This is a genomic window from Streptomyces lydicus, from assembly GCF_000717345.1.
Lineage (GTDB): Bacteria > Actinomycetota > Actinomycetes > Streptomycetales > Streptomycetaceae > Streptomyces > Streptomyces lydicus.
In genome coordinates, this window is record NZ_JNZA01000018.1 from 19,893 (window position 1) to 33,264 (window position 13,372).

Here is a 13,372-nt window from a genome sequence, read left to right on the forward strand (position 1 = left end):
GGCGGGGCGTGTCGCCCGCCCGCGCGGCTTTACTTCACGTCGACGTAGTCGCTGGTGGCGGTCGCCACCGAGGTGGTCGACGTGCCGGCCCAGACGTAGCGCCAGTAACCGTCGGCGGCGGCCTTCACCGTCGTCTTCAGGTTGCCGTGGCTGTCCGAGGTGACCGTCTTGACGTTGGTGTACGTGCTGGTGCCGGCCTTGCGGAACTGAAGCTGCACGGAACCCACGCCGTAGGCCCCGTACTTCTGGGTGTCCCAGTTCGCCCGGGTCAGCGCACCGGTGACGGTGAGGGTCCCGCCCATGGCCACCGGCTCCGGCGAGGCGTTGGTGGTCAGCTGCGCGGCGCGCTTGACCCAGCCGGACCGGTAGTTGTCCTTGATGGAGTAGTCGCCGTCGTTGCCCACCGCGGAGGCGTAGACGTGCCACCGGCCGGCGAGGATGTTGCCGTAGATGTTGTCGTTGGGGTCCGCGACCAGGGTGACCGAGCAGGTGGAGGTCGTGGCGTTGACCACCGTGCAGGTGCCGTGGTCCGTGCTCGGCGTCATCGCGCCGTCGACACCGGTCTCGGAGTTCAGGTCGGTGCCGTGCCACAGGAACGCGTAGCCGTCGTAGATGCCGGCCGGGTCGGTGGCGGTCACCGAGACGGTGAAGGTCTTCTTCAGGCTGGTGCCGACCACGATGTCCTTGCCGCCGTTGACGGTGACGTTCGTGATCGTGGTGTCGCCCTGAGCGTCGTCCGCCGCCGCGTTGGCGGGGGTCTGCGCGGCGGACGCGAAGAGCTGCGCCTTGGCGGCGCCGGGGCCCGGGGCGTCCGCGGCCTGAGCGGCGGGGACGGCGAGGGCGGCTATGGCCAGGGCGCCGGACAGTGCGGCAGCAGTGGCACGAATGCGCATGTGTTCCTCGGAAGGGACAGGGGGTTCCGCCGGCGTGGAGCACGCACGGCGGTACCCGGATCGATTGCGAGTTCAACGAACTCGCACACCAGACCCGTCAGCAGGGCGAATGGTTGTGCGCTGATGTGAAGCTTCTGTGAAGAGATTCGTGCGCGCTTGGGCAAGGCGGCGCCGGCGGCCGCTTACCATGTCCCGGTCAACTGATCATTACGGGGGAACGGGGAGCGCGGTTGGCCTTCTTCGCCCCCGCGCGCAGCAGGGACACCACCGCATCCGGACGGTGCCCGGCGCGCAGCCACAACTGCAAAGGGACGTCATGCGTTTCCAGCGAATTCTCGCCGCGGCCGGCACCTTCGTCGCCCTGGCCTCGGTCTCCGCGTGCGGCAGCAGCCTGCCCTCGGCGGACTCGCCCCAAGGAGCCGGGGAGCTGCTCCGGACGACGCTCGGCTGTGAGCACGTCGAGATCGCCCCGCCCCGGGACGTGGCGAAGGTCGAGGCCATGGGGATGAAGGGCATCAACGGCGGCGGTCAGTGCGAGAACACGGCCGGCGGCGGCGAGGACGCGGACTTCCTCACCATCGAGGACATGGCGGCGTTCCAGACCGCCGTCAAGGCGGACGAGGACGAGCAGGACGACCTCATGATCGGCGACGACTTCGCCGTCGACCCCGGCAGCGACGACCAGCGCCGCAAGCTGCTCGACGCCGGTCTGCTGTTCCTGAACTGCACCCCGGGCTTCCACGCACCCGAGGGCCGGACCGTCGAGGACGGCGAGGTCGACGGGTGCGCGACCACCGACTACTCGAAGGACCTCGACTGACGTCCTCCGGCTGACGTCCGCCCGCTGACGTCCTCCCGCGCATCCCGGCCAGCGGTACGGCGGCACTGGCCGGGATCACCGGTGTTGACCGCCCCCGGCAGGCAGTGCTGGAGTCGGCACGTGGACAGCATCCCCGCCAACCGGCGGCTCTGGAACCGGATCAGCAGCGCCTACCAGCGCGAGCACGACCCGCAGATCGGCGCCACACCCCGGCTGTGGGGCATGTACTCCATCCCCGACGCGCACCTGCACGCCCTGGGCGACGTCACCGGCAAGCGCGTCCTCGAACTCGGCTGCGGCGCCGGCCAGTGGTCCAGGGCACTCGCCGCCGAGGGCGCCACCGTGGTCGGGCTCGACCTGTCCGAAGCCCAACTCGCCGCAGCGGCCCGCGCGATGGGAGCGGCCCGCTACCCGCTGGTGCAAGGCGCCGCCGAACAACTCCCCTTCGCCGCCGACAGCTTCGACCTGGTGTTCTGCGACTTCGGTGGGCTCAGCTGGGCGCCCCCGCACCTGGCCGTCCCGCAGGCCGCACGCGTCTTGCGCCGAGGCGGGCGCCTGGTGTTCAACGTCGCCAGCCCATGGTTCGAAGCGTGCTACGACGAAGCCGTCAGCCGCGTGACCACGACGTTGCAGCAGGACTACTTCGGGCTGAACACCATCGCCGAAGACGGCGGCGCGACCAGCTATCAGCTCACCTACGGCGACTGGGTCAAGGTCCTGCGCGGCGCGGATCTCATCATCGACGACCTCATCGAGCCGCGGCCCGAACCCGGCACACCCAACGGCTACAACAAAACCGACCCACCCGACTGGGCACACCGCTGGCCGGCGGAACTGCTCTGGGTAACCCACAAACCGTAAGTTCCGCCGCGCCGAGACGTGAAGGCATCCCTCGCCGGACAGGCCCTAGGCGCCTGCCAGCCGCCGGGCCGCCAGTTCCGCGTACACCGCCGCGCCGTCCGCCAGCACCGCGTCGTCGAACTCCGCCAGCGGCGAATGGTTGTTGGCGCTGCGCTCGGGGTCCGCACCGGCCGGCGGGGCCCCGAGGAAGAGCATCGCCCCGGGCACCTCGGCCAGCACCCGGGAGAAGTCCTCCGAGCCCTGGAGCGGCTGCGGCTGCGGCGTGAAACGCTCCTCGCCCAGCGCCTCGCGGACCGCGTCCGCCGCGAAGTCCGCCTCCGCGCCGTCGTTGACGGTCACCGGGTACATCTCGACGAACTCCGCGTCCACGCCCACGCCGTACGCCGCGGCGATGCCCCGGCACACCTCCACGGTGCCGTCCTTGACCCGCGCCTGGGCGGCGTCCGAGAAGCTGCGGACGGTCGCCTCGAAGACCGCGGTGTCCGGGATGACGTTCTGCTGGGTGCCGGCGTGGAAGGTGCCCACCGTGAGGATCACCGGGTCGAAGACGTCGAAGGTGCGGGTGATCCATGCCTGGAGGGCGGTCACCATCGCACACGCCGCCTGTACCGGGTCCTTCGCGCGGTGCGGCATCGAGCCGTGCCCGCCCTCGCCGCGCACCGTCACCCGCAGCACGTTCGACGCGGCCATCGCCGTGCCGCCGCGGGTCCGGAAGACCCCGCCGGGCAGCCCGGCGGACAGCACATGGATCGCGTACGCCGCCTCTGGCCGCCGCCCGGCCGCGTCCAGCAGCCCCTCGGCCAGCATCTGCCCGGCGCCGTCGTAGCCCTCCTCGCCGGGCTGGAACATGAACAGCACATCGCCCGCGAGCCGTTCGCGGTGCGCGCTGAGCAGCTTGGCGGCGCCGGTGAGCATGGTGGTGTGCAGGTCGTGGCCGCAGGCGTGCATCCGGCCGTTGTCGGCGGCGAAGTCCAGGCCGGTCCGCTCGGCGACCGGCAGCGCGTCCATGTCGCCCCGCAGCAGCACAGCCGGACCGGGCCGCCCGCCGCGCAGCACCGCGGTCACCGAGCTGAGCCCGGTACCGGTGATGATCTCCAGCGGTAGCCCGTCGAGTTCGGCCAGCACCGCCTCCTGCGTACGCGGCAGGTCGAGCCCGGTCTCGGGGATGCGGTGCAGCGTGCGGCGCATCCGCACGAGGTCGTCGGAGAGAGCGCGGGCGTCGTCACGCAGATGCACAGGAGATCCCTTCAGGCGGAGAGATCCCCGCTCTTGATGGCCGAGACGAATGAGGTCCAGTTACCGGCGGGGAAGACGAGCGCCGGGCCGTGCGGGTCCTTGCTGTCACGAACGGGGACGAGGCCGTGGGAGTGGGTGAGGGTCCGGGAGAACTCCACGCACTGACCGCCGTTGCCTTCGCTGTAGGAGGACTTGACCCATTGCGCGGTGGTGAGATCCAGGGCGGGGCTCATACGCGGTACTCCTTCAGCAGAGTCTTGATCAGGGCCAGCGATTCATCAGGGGACAACGCATGTGCTCTGAGCAGATCATAGTCATCCAGGGCCGCGTCGACTGTTTGTTCGGAGTCGTGTATGCGGCCTCCTGCCCGGGTTTCCGTGTACAGCACAGTGGGTGAGTCCGGGAAGCGCAACACGGTGAAGGGCATTGTGGACGTGGCCGGAATACCCGCCGAGAACGGCATGATTTGAAGTTCGATGTGTGGGGAGGCGGCCGTCGTCATCAGGTGATCAAGCTGGCCGGCCATGACCTTGGCATCGCCCACCACGGTTCGCAGACACGCCTCATGATGGATGATCCACAGGAGTGGCGGTGTCTCCCGTTCGAATACCTCACGCCGCCGTAGCCGAGCGGCCACCTTGTCCTCGATCGCCTCTGCACTTGCCCGAGGGTTGGATACGCGGAAGACGGCCCGCGCGAAGTCCTCCGTCTGAACGATGCCTGTTACGAGGTTCGTCTCGTAGGTAAGGATCCGAGACGCCTTCTTCTCCAGATTGAGGTACGGGGCGAACCAGCTCGGGTGATCACCCTGGTCGATCCTCTGCAGCATGCCCGCGAATAACTCACCGGTTCCGAAAGCGATGTCGCACCCCTTGGCGAACTTCTCGCTGGGCCGGGGCAGCAGCGTGCCGGACTCGACCTTGCTGACGTACCCCTCGGAGTAGCCCGTCGCCTTGCCCAGATGCTTCTGCGTGAGCTTGCGGGCCAGCCGTACCTGTTTGATGTCGCGCCCGAAGCGCTGGAGCGGATTCAAGTGCTCGGAAGGGGTCGTCTCGTCCAACGCTATGACCTCTCGTCATGTGTGCGTACGGCGACAGTGCGGCAGGCCGAAGCCTTGAAGGCCGCCGGTTCAACCACCGCCATTCTATTGCCCGTTGCGTTGCCACGGTGACGAATTGACTACACCCGGTATTCACCGCAACGCACGGGACGGACGACATGGCCGACGCAACAGAAACCCTCCGGCTGCTGCCCTGGGAGGGCGCCGAGGGCAAGCCCTGCCTGCTCTCGGGGGACGGGACCGGCTTCCTGTCCCGTCTCGCCGACGACATCGAGGCGGAGCAGCTCAGTTACGCCGCGGAACTGCTCAAAGAGGCGCGGCGGTTGCTCGACAGCCGGGCGTGGACGACCGGCGAACTTCAGTTACTGGCCGTCGAGCTGACCGAGGCGCTCATCGAGGTGCATCGGGTCGCGGTGAGCCGGGGTGCACGGTGTCAGGACCGTGTCAGCCGTATGTCAGGACCGTCGGCGAGGGTGGTCGCAACAACCGCTTCGAAAGGCGATCCGATGACTCAGACGGTTCCCATCCCGCTCGGCCTCCCGATGGAGCGCGATGCGGGCCCCTTCGACCCGCCCCGCGACATCACCCGGCTGCGCGAGGCGCGCCCGGTCAGCCCCCTGATCTTTCCCGACGGCCACGAGGGCTGGCTCGTCACCGGCTACGACGCGGTCCGCCAGCTCATGGCCGACACCCGGTTCAGCTCCCGCCAGGACATCGGCGTGCTCCACGTGCCGTACGAGACCCCCGGCATGCCCGCCATGACCGAACCGTCCCCGCAGGTGCCGGGCTTGTTCATCGCCATGGATCCGCCGGACCACACCCGGCTGCGGCGCAAGCTCACCGGCGCCTTCACCGTCAAGCGCATGAAGAGGCTCGAAGAGCACATCAGCGACATCGTCGAGCGGCAGCTTGACGAGATGGCGCGCCTCGCCCCGCCGGTCGACCTGGTCAAGGCGTTCGCGCTGCCGGTGCCCTCGCTGGTGATCTGCGAAATGCTCGGCGTCCCCTACGAGGACCGGGAGAGCTTCCAGGCCAACTCGGCGAAGTTCATGGAAAAGGACGTGGCGCTCGACGAGAAGATGGCCGCGTACTCCGGCCTGACCACGTACCTCGCCGAACTGGTCTCGCGCAAGCGCGCCGAGCCGGGCGAAGACATCCTGTCCGACCTGGCCCGCGATGACGACCTCAGCATCGAGGAGCTGACCGGCATCGCCTTCCTGCTGCTGCTCGCGGGGCACGAGACCACCGCCAACCAGCTGGCACTGGGCACCTTCGCGCTCCTGGAGCACCCCGAGCAGGCGGCCGCGTTGCGCGCCGAGCCGGATCTGCTGCCCGATGCCGTCGAGGAACTCATGCGGTACCTGTCCGTGGCGGACATCTTCTACCGCTACGCCACGGAGGACATCGAACTCGGCGGGGAGACGATCGGCAAGGGATCGACCGTCGTCGTCTCGCTCCTGGCCGCCAACCACGACCCCCGGCGCTTCGACAACCCCGACACCCTGGACGTCCACCGCAGGGCCCGCGGCCACCTGTCCTTCGGGCACGGCGTCCACCAGTGCCTCGGCCAGCAGCTGGCCCGCATCGAGATGCGCGCCGGTTTCGGCGGACTGCTGCGCCGCTTCCCGACCCTCCAGCTCGCCGTCCCCGCCGACGAGGTGAAGCTCCGGACCGACATGAACATCTACGGCGTCCACGCACTGCCGGTCACCTGGACGGAAACGGAGCGGTAGAGCCGTCGGCCGAGGCGTCGGGCACGTCGAACGGTGTCAGGTCAGCTCGTCCGCGAGCAGGTCCATCAGCAGCCCGTCCTGCCAGGTGCCCGTCCGGTGGCCGCGCCAGTACTTGCGCATGATCCCCACGGGTTTGAATCCGACCTTGCGGTAGCTGCGGATCGCCGCTGTGTTGGCTGCGGCGGGATCGATGGTCAGCCGGTGGTGGCCGCGTTCCCGTACCAGCCACCGGGCCAGCGTGCGGACCGTGTCGGTGCCGAGCCCCTGCCCGTGGCGCCGCGCCGTCAGGAAGATGTCGATGCCCGCCCGGCGGAACTCGGGGTCGGTCTCCTCGTCGAACTGGACGGCTCCGATGACGTCACCCCCGAGGACGACGGCCAGCATGCCGGCGTAGTCGTCCGGGGGCGACCACCACGCCGCGACTTCCGGTTCCCTGACGATCCGGTCGAGGACTTCGGGATCGCCCTCTGCCACCGGCCGCAGCACGACCCTGTCCCCACGCAGTTCCATGCCCTCATTCTCCCCGGGCGGGGCATCGCCGGCCGGATGGGCCGCCGTTACGCCGGTGAGCCGCCGTTACACCGGTCCGGCGAGCTGCGCCATGTCCTCGTCCGTCAGGGCGATGCCGGCCGCCGCCAGGTTCTCGTCGAGGTGCGCGGGCGATCCCGTACCGGGGGTGGGGAGCAGTACGGGGGAGCGGTGCAGCAGCCAGGCCAGCGCGATCTGCCCGCCGGTCGCGCCGTGCCGGGCGGCCACCTCGGCGAGGGCCGCGCCCGCGCCGCCGGTCAGCGCGCCGTGGCCCAGCGGGAACCACGGCAGGAAGGCCGTTCCCCGCCGCGCGCACAGCTCCAGTACGTCCTCCGAGGCGCGGTCCAGCAGGTTGTAGCGGTTCTGCACGGACGCGATGGCCGCGATCTCCTGCGCCTGCCGCAGCTGTCCCGCGTCGACCGAGTCGAGCCCGATGTGCCGGATCTTCCCCTCCTGCCGGAGCTCGTGCAGCGTGCCCAGCTGGTCGGCCATCGGGACGTCGGGGTCCAGGCGATGCAGCTGGTAGAGGTCGATGGTGTCCGTACGCAGCCGGCGCAGGCTCGCCTCGCACATGGCGCGCAGCTGCTCCGGGCGGCCCGCGATGTGCCAGACGTCCGGCCCGGTGCGCACCACCCCGCCCTTTGTCGCGATGACCAGGCTCTCCGGGTACGGGTGCAGAGCCCGCGCCACCAGCTCCTCGGCCACGTCCGGGCCGTAGTTGTCGGCGGTGTCGATCAGCGTGACGCCACGGGCCACGGCCCGGCGCAGCAGCGCCACCGCGTGCTCGGGGTCGTCGTGCCGCGGCCCCCAGTAGCCGGGGCCGACCAGCCCGCCGGTCCCGAACCCGAGCCGCCGGACGGGCAGTTCACCGCCGAGGGCGAAGGTGGCCGCCGGGGAGGCGGTCGAGCCGGCCGGGTGCGTCGTGGCGTCCATAATTGCGGAGCCTAGTGGGGCGCCCGGTTCGTAAGATCGGCCGGTGCCCGCTGACATATCGCTCTTCACCCTGACCCTGCTGTGCCTGGCCGCGCTCGCCGCGGGCTGGATCGACGCCGTGGTGGGCGGTGGTGGCCTGCTGCTCCTTCCCGCGCTGCTGGTCGGCCTGCCGCACACACCCGCCGCCTATGTCCTGGGCACCAACAAGTCCACCGCCATCGTGGGCACCACCGCCGCCGCGGTCACCTACGTCCGCAGGGCCCCGCTCGATGTCCGTACCGCGCTGCGGATCGGTCTCGCCGCTGTCGCCGGCTCGCTGGTCGGGGCGTTCTTCGCGGCCGGTATCAACAGCGCGGTGCTGCGGCCGCTGATCATGGCCGTACTGCTGGCGGTGCTGGCCTTCGTCCTCTTCCGTCCGGCCTTCGGGACCGCCCCCGCGCCGTCCGGGCCGGTCTCCCGGCAGCGGATGCTCGCGGCGGTCCTCGTCGCCGGGCTGGGCATCGGCTTCTACGACGGCCTGATCGGGCCCGGGACCGGCGCGTTCCTGGTCGTCGCGCTCGCCGCCGTGCTGCACATGGACCTGGTCACGTCCTCGGCGACGGCGAAGGTCGTCAACGTCTGCACCAACGTCGGTGCCCTGACGATGTTCGCGATCCAGGGCACCGTGCTGTGGCAACTGGGCGCCCTGCTCGCGCTGTTCAACCTGGTCGGCGGGATGGTGGGCGCCAGGATGGCGCTCAAGCGCGGCGCCGGGTTCGTGCGCGGGGTGCTGGTGGTCGTGGTGGTCGCCCTGCTGTGCAAGCTGGCGTACGACCAGTGGCTGGCGGCCTGAGCCCCGCCGTCCCGTACGGCACGCCGGGGCGGCGGGCGGCTCAGGCGCTCAGAACCGGCAGTGGTACAGGAAAGTCGATCGGACCTCGCCAGCCCGACAGCGCCTTCGGGTCTCCCGGACGGCCGGACCTGGCCTTCCTGCGGCGTACGGTCAGGAAAAGATCGCGTGGACCTGATCGACCGCTTCAGGTCCGTAGCCGACCGTGCCCACGGGGACCGCACCGTCGATCGCCTCGATCACGCGCCCAGCCCAAACAGGCCCGAACCCCCCGCACAACTCGATCAGCTGCACCCCCTCGTCCACCAGGCGCCGGGCAGCCTCAATGCCTTCCTCGGGCTTCCCCACCCCCACCAAAACGGTGCGGCACGTGCCGGTGTCCACAACATTGACATCGCCGCCTGCAGCGCTGCCGGCCGCCGTGTAGATGAATCCCCAGTGTGTGAGCGCCATGAGTGTGAACCCCCTGTGTCTATCGGCACCATCAGCCAAACAGAAGTAGGCCGGATATGCCGAGGATCGCCCTTGTCCCTGGTGTGACGCGCCCCTCACATGGTCGCGGCACCGGGCTCGGCCGCCCCTCCGCCGGGGGCGGGGAAGGGCGCGTCCGCCCGCGTTCCAGCTGGCCGGACCGTGTCGTAGCAGGCGTGGGGCGAGCCCGTGCTGGGCGCACCATCGCGCCACCTCTTTCGTCGCCGGTGCTGATCCGCATCTTCGAGAAGTCGTAGTCGAGCCGCCGCACGGTGTCGACGGCCAGCGGGTCGCCGAGGACCGGCCGTGCGGAGCGGCTGTCCACCGCGCGGCCGTAGAGCGTGCCGAGGAGGGTCTCCGGGGCGCCTGTCAGCGGCACCTTGATGCGTGGACCGGTCACGCTCCGGAGGCTACATAACATTCAGAAAAATGTGAATTCTGGAAACCTCTGCGTACTCCGTCGGGACGTTCCGGGCCCTCCCGGCGGAAGGGGCCGTGCTCCCGCTACCCGCGCGCCGCCACCGTCCCCGTCCCCACCGGCGCCTTGCCGCGCACCCGTGCCGGCATCTCGGTGACGGCCGTCAGCAGCACCGCCGAGTCCTCGACGGCCTCCAGTCCGTGCCGCTCGTGCGGGATCACGGCGACCTGACCGGCCGTCAGCTCCTGGCTGCTGCCTTTGGGTCCGGTCAGTCGGACGCGGCCCTCCAGCACCTGAAGGCTCGCCGCCGGTGGCGCATTGTGTTCGTCCAGCGCGGCGCCCGCGATCAGGGCGATCACGGTCTGCCGCAAGGGGCCGTCGTGCAGGAAGAGGTGGGCACTGCGGCCGTGCGCGGACGCCCTGGCGTCATCGAGCTGCTGGCGGGTGAGCGCGGTGAGATCGTCCATGATGCTGGCCTTTCGCGAGCGGACCGGCGGCGGCTCCCTTCCATGGTTGCCGTTGCGCGATCCGACGCAACCGGGGGCCTCCCGGACGTCCTGCGTACCGGACAGACCGGCTTCGACGCCGCCTACGGGGCCCCGTTCTTCCAGCACCTGGCGGCCTGCTCGCGGGGGCGGCGCGCGGGACAGCCGCCGCCCCTTGCTCCCGGGCGCCGGATTCAGCCCCGGCGTCCGGGTGCATACCGCCGTGGGGCGGGCCCGTCACTCACGGGATGATCATCACGGTCCGTACGATGCGGGCCGTGTGTCCCCTGTACCCCCACCGCGAAGGATGCGCACCAGTGGCCGACCCCACAGCCCTGAGCGAACTGCCCGACCCGGCCGGGCCGCCGACCGGATTCCTGACCGTGATGACCACCACCGACAGCGAGGAGAAGGCCCAGCGGCTGGCACGCGGCGCCATCGAGGCCCGGCTTGCCGCCTGCGCCCAGGTCAGCGCGCCGGTGACCTCGGTCTACCGCTGGGACGGTGCGCTGGAGACCAGCCAGGAGTGGCAGGTGCTGTTCAAGACGTCGCAGGCACGCTACGCCGAGCTGGAGAGCTACCTCCTGCAGACCCACGACTACGAGACCCCCGAGATCATCGCCACCCCGATCACCCGCGGTGGGGCCGGCTACCTGTCGTGGATCGCAGAGGAGACGAGCTGACATGGCGCGCCCGAGCACGGAGCCGACCGTCAGCACGGCCCCGACCGGCAGCATGGCCCCGACCGGCAGCACGGAGCCGACCGATCCGGCGCGCGTCCGGCGCCGCTGGAGCCACGCGGCGACCGCCGCCCTCGGCATGGTGGTGTGCCTGGCCACCGCGCCCGCCGGCCACGCCGCCGAGAGCGCGCGCGGCGCGGCGGCGGGTGCCGCCCGGCCGGGACTGGCGCCCGCGGCGTCCTGGACCAGCCGGGACGCCGCCGCCTACTGGACGTCCGAGCGGATGGCGGCCGCAGCCCCCGGCCGGGACGACACCCCGGGCGGGTCCGCGAGCGCTTCCGGCACGGCGGCCGCCGCACCGGCCGCCGAGCCCGCCAAGCCGGCGGCCGAACCCGCCAAGCCGGCCGCCCCGGCCGCCCAAGTCCCCAACACCGCCCAGCACTTCGACGGCGTGCCGTCCGTCGGCGTGCTGTTCTCCGTCGACGGGGACGCCCGTACGCACCACTGCACGGCCAGCGTGGTGCACAGTCCGCACCGCAATCTGATCCTCACCGCCGGGCACTGCAACCCCGGCACCCACGCGGCCTTCGTCCCGCAGTACCGCTCGGGCGCGACCACCCAGCCGTACGGGGTGTGGGCGATCGAGGAGTCCTTCGCCTACGACGACCGCGGCACCACCGGCGACAAGGCCGACCTCGACTTCGCCTTCGCCACCGTCGCGCCCGCCGAGGACGGCCGGTCCCTCGAAGAGGTCACCGGCGGCAACCTCCTGACACCCACGCCCGGTTACACCAACGACGTCACCGTCATCGGCTACCCCAACGTCCGCAACGACCCGGCGGACCGGGCCGTCCGCTGCGCCGCCCGCACCGCCCGGCTGACCGGCACCCGCGAACTGCGCATGGACTGCGGCGGGTTCTACGGCGGCACCTCGGGCAGCCCCTGGCTGACCGACCTCGACGACGAGACCGGCACCGGCCGGGTCATCGGCGTGATCGGCGGCCTCAACGGCGGCGGCCCCAAGGGCCCGCACAACGACCGGACCTCCTACAGCCCGTACTTCGGCGGGAAGATCCTCAGCCTGTACTCCCGCGCGGTCCGGTCCTGACCGTCCGCCCCGTTGCTGCGGGGGCGCCCGGCGGCCGGCCGGGCGCCCTCCCGCGGCACGGGACCGGCCCTACAGCGTCACCGAGATCCCCACGTGCGGCCGCTTGCCGCCGCGCACCAGCGCCCCGACGCCGTCCAGCAGCCGGAACCGCAGCCCGTACTTGCGGGCCATCGCCCGCCGCACCCGGCCCAGCCCGGCGGCGTCCTCCAGCAGCCTGCCGGTGCCCTCGACGGCCGGTACGCCCTCGGCGATCCGGCCGCGCACATCGCACGGGGTGACGGTCACCCGTGCGTCGCGGCGCAGCCGCTTCACCTTCCAGCTGTCGTCCCGCGTCCACACCAGGAGTTCGTCCCCGTCGGCCACCGCCCAGACCGGCGTGGCCACCGGAGTGCCGTCCCTGCGGTAGGTGACGAGGCTGACGTACGGACTGTCGGCGACCGCTTCGGGAATCATGACCGCAGCCTAGGGCCCGCCGGGGGAGGCACCTGCTGCCGTAGGGCCTCCGTGACCCCCTTCTCGCGCGGTCCCAGGAACTGCGGGTCCGGGCGCAGCATCGCGTCCACCGCCGCCTTCCCGGCCGCGAAGAGCTCCCGGACGCCGCCGTACGCCCAGGTCGCGTCGTGCCGTTCGCCGGCCCCCACGCCGTAGGCGTCCACGCCCGCCGCCCCGCACAGGGCCAGCGCGCGCCGGATGTGGAAGCCCTGGCTGACCAGCACCGCTCGGTTCACCCCGAAGATCCGGTGCGCGCGGCTGCAGGAGTCCCAGGTGTCGAAGCCCGCGTAGTCACTGACGATCTTCCGCGCCGGGACCCCGTGCCGCAGCAGATAGGCCCGCATCGCGTCCGGTTCGTCGTAGTCGTGCCGGCTGTTGTCCCCGGTGACCAGCACCGCGCGGACCGTGCCCCGGTCGTACAGCGCGGCGGCGGTGTCGAGCCGGTGGGCGAGGTACGGGGACGGCTCGCCGTTCCACAGGCCGGCGCCGAAGACGATGGCGACCGGTGCCGCGGGCGCGTCGGCGACGGTCCGCACCCGCGGGCCGGCGGTGGCGTTCATCCAGGTGGCCGGGGCCAGCCCGAGCACCGCCGCGGCCACCACCGCCTGGTAGACGCGGCGTTGCCCGCGCCGGGTCCGTGGCAGCCGTACGCGGGCCACCGCGCCCCGTATCCGCCGCAGCAGTCCTGGCATCCCCTGCCCCCGTACGTGATCGCATCCGATCACGTCCGGTCGTGATCGATCCTGAAGCAAGCGACGCCGTCCGGCCGATGATGGTTGCAGGAGCACCTGGCATCGTGGCCGACGACGCCCGCACCCCCGAGAG

At 71.2% G+C, this 13,372-nt stretch carries 16 protein-coding genes; 6 read left to right on the forward strand and 10 right to left on the reverse strand.

The features are described from left to right. Positions 1-29: 29 nt before the first annotated feature. Positions 30-893, reverse strand: a complete 864-nt coding sequence (locus tag OO62_RS18895; protein WP_033268648.1) for a hypothetical protein — start codon at positions 891-893, stop codon at positions 30-32. A gap of 316 nt (positions 894-1,209) precedes the next feature. Here OO62_RS18895 and OO62_RS18900 point away from each other — a divergent pair, with 316 nt between their 5' ends. Next, a complete protein-coding gene (locus OO62_RS18900; RefSeq protein WP_033268649.1) occupies positions 1,210-1,713 on the forward strand; it encodes a hypothetical protein in 504 nt (167 codons plus the stop codon). Positions 1,714-1,833: 120 nt separating this feature from the next. After that, on the forward strand, positions 1,834-2,574 hold the full coding sequence (locus tag OO62_RS18905; protein WP_033268650.1) for a class I SAM-dependent methyltransferase: 741 nt from the start codon (positions 1,834-1,836) through the stop codon (positions 2,572-2,574). Between the two features lie 45 nt (positions 2,575-2,619). Here the strand turns inward: OO62_RS18905 and OO62_RS18910 are convergent, their stop codons facing one another. Genes OO62_RS18910 through OO62_RS18920 form a run of 3 tightly spaced genes read right to left on the reverse strand, consistent with a single transcriptional unit; the run spans position 2,620 to position 4,870 of the window. Then, positions 2,620-3,810, reverse strand: coding sequence for a M20 metallopeptidase family protein (locus OO62_RS18910; RefSeq protein ID WP_033268651.1), 1,191 nt, complete (start codon positions 3,808-3,810; stop codon positions 2,620-2,622). Positions 3,811-3,821: 11 nt separating this feature from the next. Then, a complete protein-coding gene (locus OO62_RS18915; RefSeq protein ID WP_033268652.1) occupies positions 3,822-4,043 on the reverse strand; it encodes a DUF397 domain-containing protein in 222 nt (73 codons plus the stop codon). Then, the gene (locus OO62_RS18920; protein ID WP_033268653.1) at positions 4,040-4,870 is read right to left on the reverse strand and encodes a helix-turn-helix domain-containing protein; all 831 of its coding nucleotides are present in this window, start codon (positions 4,868-4,870) and stop codon (positions 4,040-4,042) included. The genes OO62_RS18915 and OO62_RS18920 overlap by 4 nt, the downstream gene beginning before the upstream one ends. 506 nt (positions 4,871-5,376) lie before the next feature. Between OO62_RS18920 and OO62_RS18925 the strand changes: the two genes are divergently transcribed. Further along, positions 5,377-6,603: a cytochrome P450 gene (locus OO62_RS18925; RefSeq protein ID WP_033268751.1), complete on the forward strand. Its 1,227-nt coding sequence runs from the start codon at positions 5,377-5,379 to the stop codon at positions 6,601-6,603. A 36-nt stretch (positions 6,604-6,639) separates the two neighbouring features. Here the strand turns inward: OO62_RS18925 and aac(6') are convergent, their stop codons facing one another. Both aac(6') and OO62_RS18935 read right to left on the reverse strand, forming a co-directional pair. Then, positions 6,640-7,113: an aminoglycoside 6'-N-acetyltransferase gene (aac(6'), locus tag OO62_RS18930; protein ID WP_033268654.1), complete on the reverse strand. Its 474-nt coding sequence runs from the start codon at positions 7,111-7,113 to the stop codon at positions 6,640-6,642. A gap of 66 nt (positions 7,114-7,179) precedes the next feature. After that, the gene (locus OO62_RS18935) at positions 7,180-8,064 is read right to left on the reverse strand and encodes an aldo/keto reductase (protein ID WP_033268655.1); all 885 of its coding nucleotides are present in this window, start codon (positions 8,062-8,064) and stop codon (positions 7,180-7,182) included. Between the two features lie 43 nt (positions 8,065-8,107). On the opposite strand from OO62_RS18935, the gene OO62_RS18940 reads away from it, so the two are divergent. Continuing rightward, a complete protein-coding gene (locus tag OO62_RS18940; RefSeq protein ID WP_033268656.1) occupies positions 8,108-8,896 on the forward strand; it encodes a sulfite exporter TauE/SafE family protein in 789 nt (262 codons plus the stop codon). A 150-nt stretch (positions 8,897-9,046) separates the two neighbouring features. Here OO62_RS18940 and OO62_RS18945 read toward each other — a convergent pair whose 3' ends face one another. Beyond that, positions 9,047-9,346: a DUF6506 family protein gene (locus OO62_RS18945; RefSeq protein ID WP_033268657.1), complete on the reverse strand. Its 300-nt coding sequence runs from the start codon at positions 9,344-9,346 to the stop codon at positions 9,047-9,049. A gap of 522 nt (positions 9,347-9,868) precedes the next feature. After that, entirely contained in the window at positions 9,869-10,249 is a 381-nt protein-coding gene (locus OO62_RS18950; protein ID WP_051733418.1) for a cupin domain-containing protein, read from the reverse strand. Between the two features lie 335 nt (positions 10,250-10,584). On the opposite strand from OO62_RS18950, the gene cutA reads away from it, so the two are divergent. Continuing rightward, positions 10,585-10,950 carry a divalent-cation tolerance protein CutA gene (gene cutA, locus OO62_RS18955; protein WP_228332438.1) on the forward strand — a complete coding sequence of 122 codons (366 nt, stop codon included), beginning with the start codon at positions 10,585-10,587 and terminating at the stop codon, positions 10,948-10,950. Position 10,951: 1 nt separating this feature from the next. Continuing rightward, positions 10,952-12,055: a trypsin-like serine peptidase gene (locus OO62_RS18960; protein WP_228332437.1), complete on the forward strand. Its 1,104-nt coding sequence runs from the start codon at positions 10,952-10,954 to the stop codon at positions 12,053-12,055. 69 nt (positions 12,056-12,124) lie between these two features. Here OO62_RS18960 and OO62_RS18965 read toward each other — a convergent pair whose 3' ends face one another. Further along, the gene (locus tag OO62_RS18965) at positions 12,125-12,508 is read right to left on the reverse strand and encodes a PPOX class F420-dependent oxidoreductase (protein ID WP_033268658.1); all 384 of its coding nucleotides are present in this window, start codon (positions 12,506-12,508) and stop codon (positions 12,125-12,127) included. Next, complete coding sequence (locus OO62_RS18970) at positions 12,505-13,239, reverse strand: SanA/YdcF family protein (protein ID WP_051733419.1); 735 nt, start codon at positions 13,237-13,239, stop codon at positions 12,505-12,507. The genes OO62_RS18965 and OO62_RS18970 overlap by 4 nt, the downstream gene beginning before the upstream one ends. Positions 13,240-13,372 lie beyond the last annotated feature (133 nt).